The sequence below is a fragment of the Paraglaciecola sp. genome, from assembly GCF_039964565.1.
GTDB lineage: Bacteria > Pseudomonadota > Gammaproteobacteria > Enterobacterales > Alteromonadaceae > Paraglaciecola.
Window position 1 is genome coordinate 154,929 of record NZ_JBDVXF010000045.1, and the last position, 16,820, is coordinate 171,748.

Below are 16,820 nucleotides of genomic sequence, written 5' to 3' on the forward strand. Positions count from 1 at the left end.
TAGAAATCAATCAATCCAAGCCAAAACATTGATTTCCATCTCCTGATCCGCGCACAAATGTGGTGCATGATTCACTGGTCTGATGTTAGGATAATGTAAACAATTCAAAATAATAGACCTCAAACAATGCTCCGTTTTTTAAAAATTTTCCTTTTAGTTGTTATTGTTTTAGCCGCTTTGGGATCTTGGTATATCTTTCATAAACAGCCGCAGCGCAGCGGTGAAATGACTTTGTCCAATCTCAAAGCACCAGTTAAAGTACGCTATGACGAACGTGGTGTACCGCATATTCAAGCACAGCACGAATCCGACATGTATCGAGCGCTTGGTTATGTCCATGCCCAAGATCGCTTGTTTCAAATGGAAATGGTACGGCGTTTAGCCCGAGGGGAACTGGCGGCAATACTGGGACCCAAATTGCTCAACAGCGACAAGTTATTTCGTAGCTTAGGAATACGCGAGCACGCGGATAACTACGCCCAAAATATGGATGTAAATACCCCAGCAAACAAAGCCCTAGAAGCCTATTTAGATGGAATCAATCAATATCAAAATACCCATCCGGCCCCTATAGAGTTTGACATACTCGGCATCAAAAAGCGTCCTTTCACTGCTAGAGATTCGGTAAGTGTTGCAGGTTATATGGCCTACAGTTTTGCCGCAGCGTTTCGCACTGAGCCAGTATTGACCTTTATCCGAGATCAACTAGGAAGCGAATACCTTGAGGTATTTGATTTAGATTGGCACCCCACTGGAGTTATCACACCACAATTGGCAGCCCATGATTGGCAAAACCTCAATCAACTTGCACACCTCAGCCAACAAGCGGTGTCGGATAGTGGTTTAGCCTTGTTTGAAGGCAGCAATGCTTGGGCAGTCTCTGGCAGTCGCACAGCCAACGGTAAACCTTTATTGGCAGGCGATCCCCATATTGGATTTGCCGTACCGTCAGTGTGGTACGAAGCACATTTGTCTTATCCCGGATTTGAACTTTACGGTCATCACCAAGCCCTAAGTGCCACGGCGTCTTTGGGCCACAACCTAGATTTTGGTTGGAGCTTGACTATGTTTCAAAACGACGATATCGATCTTATTGCCGAGAAACTCAACCCAGACAATGCCAACCAAGTTTGGTATCAAGGTCAGTGGGTAGAATTACAGAGCCGTAGCGAACAAATTGAAGTTAAAGATGCCGACCCCGTCACGCTCATCTTACGTCGTTCGCCTCACGGTCCTATTATCAATGATGCTCTGAGCGACCAGACAGGCAAAACACCTATCGCAATGTGGTGGGCATTTCTTGAAACTGAGAATCCAATTCTAGAAGGTTTCTACCAACTAAATCGCGCTGAAACGCTCGAAAAAGCGCGGGCAGCGAGTGAAAAAATTCATGCTCCAGGACTCAACATAGTCTGGGCCAATGCCGAAGGTGATATAGGTTGGTGGGCAGCGGCTAAACTTCCGCTGCGTCCAAAGGGAGTGAATCCTAATTTCATTCTAGATGGCAGTAGTGCTGAATCCGATAAACTCGGTTTTGTGCCTTTTAGCGCCAATCCTCAGGAAGAAAACCCAGATCGTGGCTATATAGTGTCGGCTAACTATCAACCTGTACCAGACAGTGGCATTGAAGTGCCAGGCTACTATAACCTGCCCGCTAGGGGCATTCGCCTCAATCAACGCTTAGCCGATAGTGGTGTGAAGTGGGACACACAAAACAGTCAGGCTTTGCAACTTGATGCAGGCAGCGGCTATGCACAGCGATTGCTAGAGCACTTGCTACCTGTCATACAGAGCAATTCTGATCCAGAAGATCAAGCGTTGCTGCAGTTGCTCGCTGATTGGAATGGAGATCACCAAGTTAACGATATCGCACCAACCATATTCAATCAGTTAGTCTACCAGTTGGCCTATGAGGCGATGCAAGACGAAATGGGTGAAGACTCTTTTAAAACCTTACTCAAGACTCGTGTCATCGACTTTGCGTTACCCCGGTTAGCCGCAGACGTCGATTCTGCGTGGTGGGATAACCGTAACACGCCTGATATCGAGGATCGCACCACAACAGTCAACTTAGCTTGGCAAGCAAGTTTAGAACACCTGCGCGTGACACTGGGAGTCGATAGCGAAAATTGGAAATGGGGAACGGCTCATACTCTCACCCATGGACATCCATTAGGCCAACAAAAACCTTTGGATAAATTATTTAACGTGGGGCAATTTGCCGCTCCAGGAGGTCATGAGACTCCGAATAACTTATCCCATAAATTAGGGCCTGCCCCGTGGCAAGTGGTTTATGGCCCCTCCACTCGGCGCTTGATTGACTTTGCACAGCCAAGCAAGGCCCTTGGAACCAATCCTGTTGGGCAAAGTGGCGTGGTATTTGACCAACATTACTACGACCAAGCCGAGTCCTATATTAAGGGACAATACATAAAACAGCACTTTAGCGAAGTCGATGTTGCGGCTAATACCCAAAGCACCTTGCGACTGGTACCGTCTAATTAATCCTCCAAAAAAGCAAAAATTTCCCCCAGCCTATCACCAAAAGCTGGGGGTAAGTGTTTTATACCTATCATTATTACAATTATGAAAACTGTTGCTTAAATTTACTGGCGTAACGTCGACTGACTGTAAATAAACGGCTGCTATTTTTTAAACTGAGCTCCATAGTGCGATTAGGGAGTGTCTCGATAGCGTCAATTTGACTAATGTTTATAATAGTTGAACGATGAATGCGCGCGAAAAATTTATCGGGCAGACGAACTTGCCATTCTTTGAGAGACTTTTCTACCAAAAGAGCATGACCTAACGCTGCGTTTGCGGTAAATACCTCGCTATAATCACCACTCGCACAAATGTGTGAAATATGCTGGATTTGTAAAAACTGTGAGCGCTGTCCCAAATTCAAAAAAATGCGGTCCTCAATATTAAGCTTTTGTTCTGATACCTCGGCTGTGTCTGGTTTTTGTAGTTTATCAATCGCTGCTTGTAACCTTTTGGGATTCACCGGTTTAAGCAGATAATCTAAGGCATTGATTTCAAAAGCTCGAATCGCAAATTCATCAAAAGCGGTGACAAAAATCAGTTTAAAGCTATGCCGCACTTTTTCGAGCAAATCAAAACCGTTTTCTTGACGCAGTTGAATATCTAAAAACACGATATCAGGTTTTTCACGCTCTATGATGTTGACGGCTTCAGTCAAATTTTTTGCTTCACCAATTATCCGAATACCTTCAAAGTCGGATAGCAACTCCCGCAATTCTTGACGCGCCAATCTTTCATCGTCTACTAACAGCGCTTTATAGGTCATGATTGTAGAATCTCTATTCTGGCAACCACCTCTCCCGCTTCTTCATACAGTGAAAAAGATCCAGCGTTTGCTAACTGTTTCTTTAGGCGTTGCTGTACGTTATTCAAGCCAATCGTTGTTTTTTGTTTCGCCTTATCAATATTGAGAGAGCCAGTATTTCTCACTTCAATAACCAATATATTGTTTACTATCAATGCTGACACTTTTATTTTTAATACTTCAGAGCTCGTTTGAAAGCCATGTTTAATCGCATTTTCTACCAGTGGGTTAAGTATAAAACATGGGACCATGATTTGTTTGACAGCCTCGTCTATATGAAATTCAACTTCTAAGGCTTCTTCAAAACGAATTTTCTCGATAGCTAAATAGTTTTCGAGCGCATCAAATTCTTGATTTAGCGTATTCTGATTGCTGTTTTTACTCATTAACGAGTGCCGCAAAAACTCGGAGAGTTGCGTAATCATTTGTTTAGGCACGGGGTTGTCAGGGTTGATGGAAGCACGAATAGAATTCAACGCATTAAATAAAAAATGTGGATTCACCTGATATCGCAACATATCGAGTTGTGCAGTTTCGGCTAAGACTTTGGCGTGTAAGGCATTTTGATGCTCGACTTGTACCTGTTTCCAATATTCAATTCCAAAATATATAGCACTCCAAGCTAAAAGTGTCACCGTATAGGTTAGCGCCACTCTGGGTTTGAATTGCAGCGAAGTCATCAAATCATAACTGGGCAAAGTAAGCCAAAAGAACAGGGTTTCTAGCGCAGTCCACACTATACCAAAGATGCTAGTGGCAGTTAGCACAATTAACAATGTGCGAGACGTAGTTTGGCACTTCATTAGGTTTCTATAAATCAACCATAATAGGCAACTCAGAGAAAAACCCACCAAAGTACGAAACGATTTAACCAGAAAAATAAAAGCGATTGACTCTCCGGAGTCTCTAGGCAAAAAGGTTAAAAACATCAACAAAAAATACAGTGACCAACCAATCACCTGCCATTTCCAAAGTGAGTTACTAAGCTTTACAAAATTCATTGGTTGCGACACATCGATTTAAAATCCTAACTAGTTAACAGTAATTGCGTTGTTGACTACCTTCCATTGTTCATCAATTCTCAATAACGACAAATATTGAGTAACAGTTGAATTGGGGTAAATCAATAATATTTTTGCCACTGCTGCATTTCCGGTGGTATCTAGGCTTTGAATTTTGTGGCTTAGCAACGCTTGGTCCTTAGTGGGCATTTGAGCAAAGCTATCTTCAAAATTATTAAGTGTCACTGCGGTAAATTTGCCGTTGGCACTGGACATAACTTTAGCTTCTGAATGAAAAATAGCTGTCAAGTCTTTCAGGTCACCGCTTTTTAAAGCCTGCTCATAACGTATAAGCAGCGCCATAATCTCAGAAATATTGGCGATTGCGGCTTTGTTATTTTTGGGATCGCGCACCGAGTAGGCGATTTTGTTGGTGATTTTCCATTCACCTGCAATTTTTAGCAAAGTCATGTAGTCAGTAAATACTATACTCGAATAATCCAGAACCAATTTTGCTACCGCCACATTGCCTGTCACATCAACACTTTTAATATAGGGAACACGTTCAACGGCATCATCTTTTTTGCGCAGTTTCATCCTATTTAGATAATCAGGAAAGGCTATTTTTGCGTATTTCCCGTCACGTAAATAGCTTAATTTCCCTTCACTATGCAAGGCTTTACCAAGAATGTTTTTATCGCCTTTAATGTGCCCGCTTAGGTAATTTTGTAAGGGTATTGTGATGGACTCTATATCAGTCAAATGAGTCTTTTGTTTCGCATCAACACAAAAGGTTAACAGCATAAAAGTGAATATCATTAGGGTGTTTTTCATGGTTGCTTTTTCCTTATGCTAATAATTTTGCCGTCATCTTCATCTGTTAGTAGATACAACTTGCCGGCGGGACTTTGCACTATTTTTCTGGAACGAACTCTATCGTCAACAAACAACTCCTCAACAGCTTTGATGGTGTTATCGACTATTCTAAGTCGCCACAGACTGCCGCGACTGAGGCCTGAAACCAACAAATCATTTTTCCATTGAGGGAAGTCGTTGCCGGTATAAAAGGTTAACCCTGTTGGCGCTACTGTATGACGCCAATACCAAGTGGGATCAGTGAAAGTTCGCTCGGATAAAGTGGGGGGCTTGTAGGTTTTGTGGCGATAAGTACCAGTGGTTTTTATGGGCCAGCCATAATTAGCACCAGCTTGTAAAAGGTTGATTTCATCCCCTTGGTGGGTACCGTGTTCTGAAAACCAAATATGACCGGTGTTGGGATCAACAGTTAAACCTTGAGCGGCCCTGATCCCAATTGCATAAATGCTAGTTGCAGTGTTGTTGGCAAACTTAGGGTTGTCGAGTGGGATCGAACCATCGGGATTAATTCGGTGAATTTTTCCTCTTTTGTCTTGTAAGTTTTGCGCTATTGGCATATCCGGTTGATTCACTTCATTAAACAGGCGTTCACCAATAGTGATATACAACTTACCGTCGATTGCGAAGGTTAGACCGCCCCCAAAATGCCATGCACCTGGGGTATAAGGGTCCGCCACAAATATGGGTTTGACGTCAATTAAACGATCATTTTGAAGTGTGGCTCTGATCACTTTTGTCGTAAAGCTATCTCTTTTTTGAGCAGCGTATGCGACGTACACCAATTGATTGGTAGCGAAATTAGGATCGAGCACCACATCAAAGATCCCCATGTTGAAACTACCCGTTCTGCCATTTAAAGAGCTGGGATAAATTCCAGCTTCGTACTGTGACGCGTCAATAGTAATGTTATTGGCAAGATCCTCTGGAAATCCGTGAATGACTGACTTGTGTTTTGTTAGTAAATTAACTTTGACGAGGTGACCGTCTTTTTCGCTGACCAACACTTCGTCCTCAGATAAAAATGCCATGCTCCAAGGGTGCGCTAACCCGTCTATCACAACCTCTTTTACGGGCTCATTAATAGTTGGCTGTGTTAGCTGCTCCCCTCTCCCCATTTTGACAAATACGCTTTTCCTAAACTCGTTAGGCTGGATTGTGTTGAGCAGTTTTACGGCTCCGCTATGAGCCATGATTTGTTCAAAGCGAGCTTCTGCTTGCTCTTGATCACTTTGAGTTGCGTACTTAGTAATCAATAAAATATCGAATTCTGAAGGGGTCTCTAAATTGGATTCCATTAACTCAAATGACTGTACGTAGCCTAGCTCTGATGCCTCTTTGCGAAGAGCACGCCAATTATTATTGTAATAGAACAACGCCTCATCGCGATGGCCATTCTTAATTTTTATCCCTTCAATTAAATTAATAGTCTGACTTTCGGCTGGCAAAGCAACTACCAGACAAAACAGCAATAAGCGCTTTATTAAATGTCTATACATAAATCCATCCTTTACAGGTAACTCTGCTTACACAACTTGTATGCTTGGTGACAATTCACAGTGACACAATAAGGCTATTTTTAAGAACAATTACGAGAAATCTTTAAATGGTCTGATACAGGGTTAAGCGGTCAAAATAGCGGATGAATATTCCGCTGCCCCCCCTTGTCGAGCTGGCATTCGCTGGCCAGTTATTTAGGAAGATTCATTTCAATAGAAACTTTGCATTAAATTAACCTCATTTTAAGCAAATTCAAGCATCACTTTCCAAATTGGAAAATTATAACTTGCCATTGTGGAAAGTGTAGTTTATATTACTTTCCACATTGGAAAGTAATTGAGAGTTCTCTATGACTAAAAACACGCAACATATTTCAGTAGCCGAGGCTAAATCAACCCTAGAGTCATTGGCTACGATCGAAAAGGACACAGCTATTTCTCTTAGAGCACCACTATGGCTTAACGTTATTATCTCCTGCTCTTATGGTATGGGGATTTTCTCTTGGGCATCCACACGCCACGATAACCAGTGGATTTTGGGGGTAATACTATCAGCCATAGTGTTTTGTATTGGTGTAGGAATTTATCTATATAGAATCCGGTTGTTAGGTGTAAAACCTAAAATCGCCCCCAAGAGTCGCTCGGAGATAGTATTTGGCGTGTTGTTAGCGATAGGTTTTGGTGTGGTTGTTGCGTTTAGCAGGGAGTTGTCCAAGGATGACATCTGGTGGGCATCCTATGTCGGAGCATTAATCACTGCTGTGGCTTTGGGTTATGTTATGCATCGTTTTCCTTCAGGTGATTATAAAACAGGCATTTACAAACATGACTAGCGCCAATTTTAATCCACTGATTCATGCCCAGTACAGACTGCAGATATGCGCCATATTAGCGCTAACGAGCGAACTCGAATTCAAAGTATTGCGTGATAAATTAAAGGTCAGTGATTCTGTGCTTTCTAAACATCTAAAATCACTTGAAGAAGCGAATTATGTGCGCTTAAACAAACGTAAGGAAATGGGACGGCAACGGACTTGGCTGTCCTTAACATCAGAAGGACGTAGCGCTTACAGCGAGCATGTTAAAGCGCTACAAAACATCGTTGATAACGTTTAGAGCTTGGATTTGACTCGATGTACTCCATAAAACCAAAAGGCGCAGCACAATCTTCATACACTAGATATCCATGGGTTTTGTTTGTTGATTTAATCATCTATCTAGCGGTGATGTTTTTGATTAGAGAAGTCTATTTTTCTCAATTTAATTTTATTGCCAACGGTCTTTTTTGGTCATTAACTACCTTAATTGTGGCTACGATTTTAATGAGGATACGCGGTATTTCTTGGAAAGAATTGGGGTTATGTAAGCCCGAAAATTATAAAAACGCTTTGTTTGCCACCGCCTTTATTTTTGCGTTCACCATTATTTCAATTGTTATTTTTCAAACCCTTAAAGAACATCTAGGTATACAAACAGCCGCTGATATGTCGAATCAAAAGGCCACCTCTAAATTTGGCAATCTATCAGGTAATTGGCCTCTGTTTTTCAGCATCATTCCTTTCATTTGGGTGCAATCAATGTTGGAAGAACTGCTAGACCGAGGATTTATGTTAAATTGGATTGAACGAGCACTGGGTAGTTATTGGATTGCAACATTAATCGCAGTGATATTACAAGCATGTATTTTTGGTTTTCGGCATTCTTACGATATCTCTGATAGGTCGATTACTGTCGGGCTAATTGGACTCGCTATGGGGATCGGTTACGTTTGTTTTGGTCGAAATCTATGGCCTTTGATTATTGCCCACTGCATACTTAATACAATGTCAATGTTAGATAGGGTTTAGAAAATACTCCCTGATTATTGATAATTAAGAATAGGGGAGCTTATTGCAGCCTCCCCTACTATCAGGGTATTTTAGTTTATTACTGCATTAAACCAACTCTTCGTGTTCGTGCAACACATCAAAAAAGTCCTTAAAGGAATGCGCTGTGGCATTAATATAAACAGGCTCATGCAACACCCTACTTATATCGGTCGATGAAATAACGCCACATATTTTGTTGTTTTCATCCACCACCTGGATATGTGCTACACCGAGAGATTCCATGGTTTGTTTGATATCACCAACACAAGCCCTAAGCACTTGATTTTTATGCAATGCAGGCATCTTGTAAGTATAATTCATGACATCCGCGACTGTTAAATCCGCTCGTGCCACTCCTTTTCTTTTTGCCACCATTAGCACCACTCGACTCACTAAAGTTACACCGCTAATCACACCTAATAATTTAGTATCAACGCCAACATAAAGTACTGACCTATTATTGCTTAGCTTCATTATGGTCAGCGCTTCATCAATACTAGTATCAGGAGAAATCATTTGTGATAAAACACATTTAGTGTCGTTAACAAGGTATTCTGCGGGGCTATCAATACTCATATTCGTCAGCGCTAGGTCTGACATACTTGCACAGGAAATACTGCTATCTACAGTCGGAATTATTTTAAAAGTATTCATTTTTATTCACCAAAAAAAATCTATAAAACTACCTGCAAAATACTTTGCAGACTTGAAAGATGTTTAAATAGTGACTTTGGGTGGAGCGCGAGTATGGGGCCGCAGGTGACAAAGGTTAGAATAATTGGCTGTGTTGCGTGCATCTACATAACTATAAGCAGTGCCAAAGTTTGCGATTGCTGCATCAGATAGGGTAGCGTCATACTCATCTGAATCCGTTTCAGATGCACTATCAGCAATACAGAAAAAGTCACCTAAGTGAGGAGTTTTGTCATAAAACGCCAGTTCGCGGGATTGCGCAACGTTAAAAAACGATACCGACAAAAACGCCAGCAACAACAATGTTAAATTGCATGTAATAGTGCAATTTTTAATTGGGTCTTTGACAAATAAACTAGGCTTCATATAACCAATAGTAGGGGTGCAACTAAAAAATACAAATAGAGTTGGTCGCAAATTTCAGTCGATTCAACCTAATAATTCTAAAAGTTAGTAATTGACGCCATTTTTTGGCAGCGAACAATCACAATTAGATCATTTTCTTTAAGTTACTCCGACTCATTTTCCGCAAACAAACTTTCACTAGCAGCATCATAATTAAAAGCGCCTAAAAATGTAGTGAATTCGTCTTGCGAGACACCACTAGCTTTCACACTATATTGATGTTCAAACAGTAAAATAATCCACGTTACTTGCAGCATATTGTGTTTCTTAGCTTTACTCATCAAATTAACAATGAAAGAACTTGAGCAAGAACAACCGCCAGCCGCGGCATGTATATCAATGGTGCCAGTGTGAGCGCCATTGGTTTCCATATACTCTGGTGAAAAATATCGAATCTTATAATTGTCAGACCAAGTATTTTTTGCCCTAGTACCTTTTTTAAAAAACGTTTCCTCAAAATACTCATCTGGTATATCTGCATAGGGGTGCTGCGACGCCCATACAGACACCTTGCCCTTAGTATTAAAAAGAAATGTTTCGTCAGAAGAGGACTGTGTATCTTGATTCATTAAAAGGGCACTGCCGGTGGCTGGGTATGAGCTCATTCTATTATAGTGACCGGTGAATGCATAGGATGGCGCTTACCTTATACACATCAACACTGGTATAACAAACCTCAATTGATACTGCCTTTAGTATTCCTATGGATTGATGCAGCGGCGCATCGCTGATATTTCTAAGTTATGTAGAGCTTACAGCAATAACGCAGCAGCGACAGTATCCCGCACCTCTCGACGTATTGGTAGCGGACGAGTAGAGGCTTGAGTGAGACGAGTGTTTCGCGAAAATAACTGACTATGTAACATGTTATTCTTCCTTAAAAATTCTGTACAAATCCCATTAATGATTTGGACCCTGTTTCAACAAGACATGAATCGATACGCAATTCGCTCAAAAAAAAGGGCTGAAAAAACGCTTTGCTAAATCTAACGAGTATTGCAAAAACATGCTTTACCCTCCCTAAAACAATAAAAAAGCTCAAAACTAATGGCTTCCACAGCCAGAGTGCTTTACCTTGTTGATACTTTAATCACCGAGTCTTGTGTTGACTATGTATCAACTAATCTATGTGAGCGACAAAATAGCGACATTTAAGCCAAGTGATATGGATGAAATTCTGTATAAGGCTCAGAAAAATAACGCAAAACATGGCATTACTGGTCTGTTGGTGGAACTTCCCGAGCATTTCATTCAGATTCTAGAAGGTACGCAAGGTAACGTTGAGTTCACCTTTAACCTCATTTGCGAAGACACCAGACATAAAAATATACGAGTACTATTGACAGAAAAAACAAGAGCAAGAGAAATGGAAGGCTGGGATATGGGATTATCGTCAGACTTGGAGCAATCGCAAATAGATGACGCGCTACTTATATTGAACAACTTTAGTGAAAAACAAAATTTTAGCGATATTCATCGACAAAGTTTAAAGTTGCTACTCAAGAGTTTATGTCATGAATAACGCTAAAATTAACCACCGCTAACCCTCGACCACTATAGAGTTTAACCAGCTAATCAACACTCAATTACCAACCAAAAACCTATGCGCCAAAATCTAATATATTGTTTACTGAGTCTGCCTTTTTTGATCATGTTGGTTTGGTTTTACTTAGAAAAACACAACATTAAAAAGCGTGAACTTAAACGCCAACAGTTGAGAGCCCAGCCGTTGCCATCTGAGTACCTCAACATTCTACAAAATGAATTTCCGTTGTATTTACGCTTACCAGATGAATTGCAGCTTAAGTTAGCTGGGCATATTCAGGTATTTTTAGATGAGAAAGACATTGTTGGCCGCGACGGCCTCGAAATAACAGATAGAGTGAGGGTGTTAATTGCCGCTCAAGCATGCATATTAATCCTCAACCGACCGGGTAATTATTATCCAGGATTTCGCAGCATATTGGTTTACCCTAGTACCTACATAGCCAAAAATACGCGAAGCGAAGGTATGTTACAAATTACCGATACCAGTACCCGAGCGGGCGAGTCATGGCATCGAGGTCCAATAGTATTAGCTTGGGACCATGTATTAAAAGGAGCGAGAGACAGCAGAGATGGTCGCAATGTGGTAATGCATGAATTTGCCCATAAGTTAGATGAAGAAAATGCGGCAATGGACGGATTACCTTTATTACCCACCCCTGAGCAATATCAGCAATGGTCACAAGTACTCAATGCCGAATTCAAAGTGCAACAACAAAAGTGGGTTGACGGCGATGACGACGTGATTGATAGCTATGGCGCCACTTCCCCAGCGGAGTTTTTTGCCGTAGTGACAGAAACATTTTTTGAGAAACCACTGCAACTCGAACGCTATCATCCGAAACTATACGAACAGTTTAAACAGTGTTATTTACTTGATCCCAAACCATGGGCAAAATCCAAGGACTAATGAAGTCTCCCTCTGAGATACCACTTAAATTGAAAAGAAGAATAGATGGCAAAAAATAAAAAGGCGCTCAACAAAGGTTCTAAAGGTCAAAATCGTAAAGGAAGCGAAGCCTTTGTCGCAAAATACGCTAACAAACCCGACGTTTTCCAACATGACACTGGGCTTATGTATCGAATTTTAGAGGCGTCAACGGGGCCCTCTCCCACGATGCAAAATGAAGTAGTCGTGAATCAACGTATTTTGAATTTTGATGGCAGTGTGATTGCCGACACCTATAAAAGTGGGTTTAGCGACCGTTTTACCCTGCAAGAAGCTATCCCAGGATTGCAACAAGGGTTGCAGTTAATGACTCTGGGAAGTCGTTTTGAGTTTGTTGTTCCCCCAGAACTCGCATGGGGGAAGCGCGGAGTAGGCAATAAAATTGGTCCAAATGCAGTTTTGATATTTGATGTACGACTTATAGATATCGCTTGAAAAACCAGCTATTAAGTACAGCCTAACATGCGTATTTTTAGGCTGTATCTAATCAAGTTTCGTCAATCAAAATAGTGCTTATTTATTGCAGCCCTTTGATTGAGGATCGGTTTTCTTAGCAGCCCAATTCAGCATATTTTTCAATAATAGCAAGGCTTCCTTAGTTTCATAGGTTTCGTAGCGATGTCCCATGGCGGTGAAAACCGTACGCGCTTGATTGTCACCTAAACAACGAGCCCAAACGATAGGATGATCACTAGGTTTTGGCCCCATTCGTAAATCAGAGCGATCACCATAAACCTTGTTTACTGGGCTATAGGTACTTTCATCCAAGCCTGCAAGAATGATAAAATCATCACTTGGGGGCGCTTCGAATGTGTACCACTCATCAATCGCCATAAATTCCCTGGGCATTCCTTCCATAACTGGATGGGTAGGCGCTAACACTTCGACTCGTGCTTCTTGGAATTGTGGTGACATCGGATGGCTAACAAACAATGCACCTAACAATTCCTTGTGATAAAACCCCCAATCCTGATGTGACGAATCGCCTGCCCCATGAATCAAAACACTACCATTTCCCTTAGACTGCCATCTAGCAAAAGCGGCTTCTTCTTCAGGAGTTAAGGAATCACCGGTCATATTGTTAAAAACGACTACATCAAAACGGGACAAATCTTTATCGTTAAAAATACCACTGTGCTCAGTGGTGAAGTAACCATGTCCCATTTCCTTGGCAATTTTCATTATAGCCAGAGTTGCACCTGCAATCCCCTCCTCATGACGCCAATCACGAGTTTCGGAAAAAACTAAAATAGAGGGCGTGGGAACGTAGTCGAAATAGCGACCAGTTGTGGTTACTTGTTCACCCATTACCGTAATTGCGGGTTTAGATTCTGGCACCGTAGACTCGGTTGTATGTGAAGAACATGCGGACAAAAAAAGAAAGGCAATGAAGTAATAGTGTTTCATATGTAAACGTTATCATTTGATTATGTAAATCAAGTATAAAGCTCTTTACATAGAGTTTGCAATCAATCAGGAGAGGTGAAAATATTTCTCGCAAACTCACATTTAGAATAACTATGTGTTGAGTCGCTGCTCCACTATTGCCTAGATATACCTTCTGTAGCGGCGTATTCAACGCTTACTTTATTTGCCAATAGTCTGACCTAGCCGCTAAATAACAATTTATCTTTGTGCTATATGAAAAAACATAACTACCTGATAAATAAAAGTAATAATAAAAACAACGAGTCAAAAATTAATCTGAGAGCAAAATTCAATTAGTCTTTAGTCGTATTGCCGACAAAAGCTAACAATGTTTAGATCCTTGTAAATAACATCATTAGATTATGTTAATGACTCAAATCGGAGCAGTAGATGTTTTTTAAGAGAAACACGCAAGAATTGGATGATTCTGCTAAAAAAGTCATGGATTTGACAGCAATGATTAACTCAATTGAAAGAAACATTGCAACCATCTCTTTTACCCCAGATGGTACAATACTCTCGGCTAACCAAAGTTTTCTGGATCTAATGGGTTACACCATAGAAGAAGTGGCTGGACAACATCACAGAATATTTTGCGATACAGATTATATAACACTCCCAGAGTATGCAGAGTTCTGGCATCAACTCTCCTTGAAGCAAAAACAAACTGGAACCTTTTTAAGATATAAAAAAAATGGTGACTCGGTGTGGCTTGAAGCGACATATTTTCCGATTCTCGACAACGACGGTAAGCTTACCCGAATCTACAAAATTGCCTCAGACGTAACGCTTCAAACGGAAAACATTAGAGACCTAAATAGTGTAAACCAAGCATTGGACCGTTCAATGGCGAGAATTGAGTTTACTCCAAGCGGCGAAATAATTACTGCCAACAAAAACTTTTTAGATGTAGTGGGTTACAACCTTAACGATATTAAAGGTAAACATCATCGGATGTTTTGCTATGACCAATTTTACTTAGAAAATCCTAATTTTTGGGGGCAATTAGCGGATGGTGAATTTAAATCTGGGCAGTTTGAAAGACAAAATGCCAGAGGCGAAAAAGTTTGGTTAGAAGCATCTTATAACCCAATATTTGACGAAAAAGGTGTTGTGGAAAAGGTCATCAAGTTTGCCACTGATATCACCGCCAGCGAAGAGCGCAATATGGCCATCACCCAAGCTGCAGAATTGTCTTTTTCAACAGCTGAAGAAACGGCACAAATAGCAATCAATGGCGCTGACTTATTAACAAAATCTGTCGCAGACTCAAACGGTATCGTCGAGCAAATCACTAAAACTAATGCACTTTTAGAACGTTTAAACGAACAATCCAAAAATATCGCTACCATAGTGTCCACAATCAAGGGCATTGCCGACCAAACCAACTTACTCGCTCTCAATGCCGCAATTGAAGCCGCCAGAGCAGGAGACTTAGGAAGAGGTTTTGCTGTGGTAGCAGACGAAGTCAGGTCGTTAGCAGCAAGAACCAGTCAATCAACGGTAGAAATTGAGCAAGTCGTTCAAGAAAACGAAGCATTGACAGTAACGGTTACCGAAAATATGGGTTTAGTAAAAGAAAACGCCGAACTAAATAACGACCAAATAATGCAAGTTGCCTCGGTAATATCAGAAATACAAGAAGGGGCAGAAAACGTCTCTAAATCTGTATCTGTGCTGCTTTAGCCATCAGTATTAGACTATCAAAAAAACGGCCAACATTAAGTGAGCTTGGCCGAATCTAATATGTAAGTAGCGAAAAACGCTTATCTACAGCAAGATAATGCAATTTTGATTACTTACGTGCCTAGATATAAGCGTTTTTACTGGAAGGCTACTAATTGAATTACAAAAATTACTGTCTGAAAAAGTAATAGTGACCGGTGCATCCTACGGTGATGTGTTTGCTCCAACGCCTAAATCCACTTAGCTCATGGCAACGATATTTTGGAAAAAGGCGTCACTGCGATACCTGCATTTTACTTTTTTAAACGATAAGTTAAGGGGATTGGGGAATGTAAATTGCGCTTTTAATTTTCGCTGTGAAAAGTAAAGCGCTCAATCACTCCATCTTTACCTACGCCAATGCATCCCAGACTATCATCACAGGCGATACTCCAAATATTATTGTCACTGAGTTTTGTCCATGAATTGGCGCCCTCTTGCCAAATGGCAACGCCTTGAGGGTTACCAATCAGTATCTGAGTTTTGTTGTTTCTAATAATAATATCCGAACCGTATATTGCTCCCTTTAATGGCACTTCAGGTAAAGCACTCCACTTTTTATCCTGTAAATTGTAGCGCTGTGCTTTCGCAGGGCTCTGCTGGTCCTTTAAGCTTCCGCCAAAAATGTAAAGCCACTCAGCGGATTGTTGCACACTAAACACCCCCGCCGCTTCACCTCCCTTAAATGGTGTATCAAGACTGTGCCAATTTTCGCCGCCATTTATCAGCACTCTGGGAGCAAGCGCATTACCGGTGCCAATGTAAATATTGTTATCATGTCCTTTATTTAGGCAAGTACCGCTAGAGGCAAAACCGCCCTCACTGGCTTGAGCGTCAAAAGGTAATTTCTCTCTTTTCCAATGACTTCCACCATCGACCGTACCCAATATAAACAAACCCTGTTCATCAGAATCGCCATATAACCAACCCTGCTGATCGTTTATAAAATGCATACAATCGTAGAAGGTAGCAGAGCGTTTACCGGCAATTTGTAACTGCCAATTTTTACCATCATCAGTACGATATATGCGCGAATCACCGCCTTCTCCGGCCGCCATCACTGATAGTCCACCCTCACTGAATAACTGAATATCTCTAAACTGCAAAGCAGCGCTATTCTTTGGGCCTATAACCTTGCTCCAATGTTCACCGTTGTCTGTACTTTGATAAATACCACCATTGGTACCACTAGCGACTATATGTTTACCAATACGATGAACCGCCTGAAAACTCACGTCAGGACCAACCACTTGCACTGAACCAGCAAACACTGAAACGCTAAGTAAGGCACTCACTAAAAAAGATAAGGGTTTAATCATCGCATTTACACTTTTTATGTTTATTTTCATTAGGTTAACATGAGATCTTGTAATTAAGAACAGGGTGCAACTTGATTTGGTTCTTATACTGCTAGTCAAGCACTATCAGCAGAGATCTGAACTCGCTTAAACCAAACCTAAGCCGCGTCATTAAGAATTAGCAACA

At 41.2% G+C, this 16,820-nt stretch carries 17 protein-coding genes; 8 read left to right on the plus strand and 9 right to left on the minus strand.

The annotated features are described in order from the left end of the window. Positions 1-126 precede the first annotated feature (126 nt). Positions 127-2,505: a penicillin acylase family protein gene (locus ABJK37_RS22485; RefSeq protein ID WP_348358492.1), complete on the plus strand. Its 2,379-nt coding sequence runs from the start codon at positions 127-129 to the stop codon at positions 2,503-2,505. Between the two features lie 79 nt (positions 2,506-2,584). Here the strand turns inward: ABJK37_RS22485 and ABJK37_RS22490 are convergent, their stop codons facing one another. Genes ABJK37_RS22490 through ABJK37_RS22505 form a run of 4 tightly spaced genes read right to left on the minus strand, consistent with a single transcriptional unit; the run spans position 2,585 to position 6,722 of the window. Next, positions 2,585-3,310, minus strand: a complete 726-nt coding sequence (locus ABJK37_RS22490) for a response regulator (protein ID WP_348358494.1) — start codon at positions 3,308-3,310, stop codon at positions 2,585-2,587. Continuing rightward, positions 3,307-4,362 carry a histidine kinase gene (locus ABJK37_RS22495; protein ID WP_348358496.1) on the minus strand — a complete coding sequence of 352 codons (1,056 nt, stop codon included), beginning with the start codon at positions 4,360-4,362 and terminating at the stop codon, positions 3,307-3,309. The genes ABJK37_RS22490 and ABJK37_RS22495 overlap by 4 nt, the downstream gene beginning before the upstream one ends. 18 nt (positions 4,363-4,380) lie before the next feature. Beyond that, positions 4,381-5,184 (minus strand): nuclear transport factor 2 family protein, encoded by an 804-nt coding sequence (locus ABJK37_RS22500; RefSeq protein WP_348358498.1) that lies wholly within the window; start codon positions 5,182-5,184, stop codon positions 4,381-4,383. Beyond that, positions 5,181-6,722 carry a PQQ-dependent sugar dehydrogenase gene (locus ABJK37_RS22505; protein ID WP_348358500.1) on the minus strand — a complete coding sequence of 514 codons (1,542 nt, stop codon included), beginning with the start codon at positions 6,720-6,722 and terminating at the stop codon, positions 5,181-5,183. The genes ABJK37_RS22500 and ABJK37_RS22505 overlap by 4 nt, the downstream gene beginning before the upstream one ends. A 350-nt stretch (positions 6,723-7,072) precedes the next feature. Here ABJK37_RS22505 and ABJK37_RS22510 point away from each other — a divergent pair, with 350 nt between their 5' ends. Genes ABJK37_RS22510 through ABJK37_RS22520 form a run of 3 tightly spaced genes read left to right on the plus strand, consistent with a single transcriptional unit; the run spans position 7,073 to position 8,569 of the window. Next, a complete protein-coding gene (locus ABJK37_RS22510) occupies positions 7,073-7,555 on the plus strand; it encodes a hypothetical protein (RefSeq protein ID WP_348358502.1) in 483 nt (160 codons plus the stop codon). Beyond that, positions 7,548-7,838 carry a transcriptional regulator gene (locus tag ABJK37_RS22515; protein ID WP_348358504.1) on the plus strand — a complete coding sequence of 97 codons (291 nt, stop codon included), beginning with the start codon at positions 7,548-7,550 and terminating at the stop codon, positions 7,836-7,838. Before ABJK37_RS22510 ends, ABJK37_RS22515 begins: the two co-directional genes overlap by 8 nt. Positions 7,839-7,855: 17 nt before the next feature. Then, on the plus strand, positions 7,856-8,569 hold the full coding sequence (locus ABJK37_RS22520) for a CPBP family intramembrane glutamic endopeptidase (RefSeq protein ID WP_348358506.1): 714 nt from the start codon (positions 7,856-7,858) through the stop codon (positions 8,567-8,569). A gap of 87 nt (positions 8,570-8,656) precedes the next feature. Here the strand turns inward: ABJK37_RS22520 and ABJK37_RS22525 are convergent, their stop codons facing one another. The 3 genes from ABJK37_RS22525 to ABJK37_RS22535 all read right to left on the minus strand — a co-directional run bounded on the left by ABJK37_RS22525 (position 8,657) and on the right by ABJK37_RS22535 (position 10,257). Next, positions 8,657-9,244, minus strand: coding sequence for a CBS domain-containing protein (locus ABJK37_RS22525; RefSeq protein WP_348358508.1), 588 nt, complete (start codon positions 9,242-9,244; stop codon positions 8,657-8,659). 63 nt (positions 9,245-9,307) lie between these two features. Further along, positions 9,308-9,568: a hypothetical protein gene (locus tag ABJK37_RS22530; RefSeq protein ID WP_348358510.1), complete on the minus strand. Its 261-nt coding sequence runs from the start codon at positions 9,566-9,568 to the stop codon at positions 9,308-9,310. 224 nt (positions 9,569-9,792) lie between these two features. Beyond that, the gene (locus ABJK37_RS22535) at positions 9,793-10,257 is read right to left on the minus strand and encodes an immunity 22 family protein (protein ID WP_348358512.1); all 465 of its coding nucleotides are present in this window, start codon (positions 10,255-10,257) and stop codon (positions 9,793-9,795) included. Between the two features lie 542 nt (positions 10,258-10,799). On the opposite strand from ABJK37_RS22535, the gene ABJK37_RS22540 reads away from it, so the two are divergent. From ABJK37_RS22540 to ABJK37_RS22550, 3 genes are all read left to right on the plus strand, one after another. Next, a complete protein-coding gene (locus ABJK37_RS22540; protein ID WP_348358514.1) occupies positions 10,800-11,210 on the plus strand; it encodes a BLUF domain-containing protein in 411 nt (136 codons plus the stop codon). 81 nt (positions 11,211-11,291) lie between these two features. After that, positions 11,292-12,143: a M90 family metallopeptidase gene (locus ABJK37_RS22545; protein ID WP_348358516.1), complete on the plus strand. Its 852-nt coding sequence runs from the start codon at positions 11,292-11,294 to the stop codon at positions 12,141-12,143. 45 nt (positions 12,144-12,188) lie between these two features. After that, entirely contained in the window at positions 12,189-12,617 is a 429-nt protein-coding gene (locus ABJK37_RS22550; RefSeq protein WP_348358518.1) for an FKBP-type peptidyl-prolyl cis-trans isomerase, read from the plus strand. Positions 12,618-12,695: 78 nt separating this feature from the next. On the opposite strand, the gene ABJK37_RS22555 is transcribed toward ABJK37_RS22550, so the two are convergent. After that, positions 12,696-13,520 (minus strand): ThuA domain-containing protein, encoded by an 825-nt coding sequence (locus ABJK37_RS22555; RefSeq protein ID WP_348358520.1) that lies wholly within the window; start codon positions 13,518-13,520, stop codon positions 12,696-12,698. A gap of 480 nt (positions 13,521-14,000) precedes the next feature. Between ABJK37_RS22555 and ABJK37_RS22560 the strand changes: the two genes are divergently transcribed. Further along, entirely contained in the window at positions 14,001-15,296 is a 1,296-nt protein-coding gene (locus tag ABJK37_RS22560) for a PAS domain-containing methyl-accepting chemotaxis protein (RefSeq protein ID WP_348358522.1), read from the plus strand. Between the two features lie 344 nt (positions 15,297-15,640). On the opposite strand, the gene ABJK37_RS22565 is transcribed toward ABJK37_RS22560, so the two are convergent. Next, positions 15,641-16,654, minus strand: coding sequence for a hypothetical protein (locus ABJK37_RS22565; RefSeq protein ID WP_348358524.1), 1,014 nt, complete (start codon positions 16,652-16,654; stop codon positions 15,641-15,643). Positions 16,655-16,820: the final 166 nt, after the last annotated feature.

Bases quoted from the DNA above. Each gene is read 5' to 3' on its own strand.
- ABJK37_RS22485 (WP_348358492.1), top strand. From the start codon at position 127: ATGCTCCGTTTTTTAAAAATTTTCCTTTTAGTTGTTATTGTTTTAGCC.
- ABJK37_RS22490 (WP_348358494.1), bottom strand. From the start codon at position 3,310: ATGACCTATAAAGCGCTGTTAGTAGACGATGAAAGATTGGCGCGTCAA.
- ABJK37_RS22500 (WP_348358498.1), bottom strand. From the start codon at position 5,184: ATGAAAAACACCCTAATGATATTCACTTTTATGCTGTTAACCTTTTGT.
- ABJK37_RS22505 (WP_348358500.1), bottom strand. From the start codon at position 6,722: ATGTATAGACATTTAATAAAGCGCTTATTGCTGTTTTGTCTGGTAGTT.
- ABJK37_RS22510 (WP_348358502.1), top strand. From the start codon at position 7,073: ATGACTAAAAACACGCAACATATTTCAGTAGCCGAGGCTAAATCAACC.
- ABJK37_RS22515 (WP_348358504.1), top strand. From the start codon at position 7,548: ATGACTAGCGCCAATTTTAATCCACTGATTCATGCCCAGTACAGACTG.
- ABJK37_RS22520 (WP_348358506.1), top strand. From the start codon at position 7,856: ATGTACTCCATAAAACCAAAAGGCGCAGCACAATCTTCATACACTAGA.
- ABJK37_RS22525 (WP_348358508.1), bottom strand. From the start codon at position 9,244: ATGAATACTTTTAAAATAATTCCGACTGTAGATAGCAGTATTTCCTGT.
- ABJK37_RS22535 (WP_348358512.1), bottom strand. From the start codon at position 10,257: ATGAATCAAGATACACAGTCCTCTTCTGACGAAACATTTCTTTTTAAT.
- ABJK37_RS22540 (WP_348358514.1), top strand. From the start codon at position 10,800: ATGTATCAACTAATCTATGTGAGCGACAAAATAGCGACATTTAAGCCA.
- ABJK37_RS22545 (WP_348358516.1), top strand. From the start codon at position 11,292: ATGCGCCAAAATCTAATATATTGTTTACTGAGTCTGCCTTTTTTGATC.
- ABJK37_RS22550 (WP_348358518.1), top strand. From the start codon at position 12,189: ATGGCAAAAAATAAAAAGGCGCTCAACAAAGGTTCTAAAGGTCAAAAT.
- ABJK37_RS22560 (WP_348358522.1), top strand. From the start codon at position 14,001: ATGTTTTTTAAGAGAAACACGCAAGAATTGGATGATTCTGCTAAAAAA.
- ABJK37_RS22565 (WP_348358524.1), bottom strand. From the start codon at position 16,654: ATGATTAAACCCTTATCTTTTTTAGTGAGTGCCTTACTTAGCGTTTCA.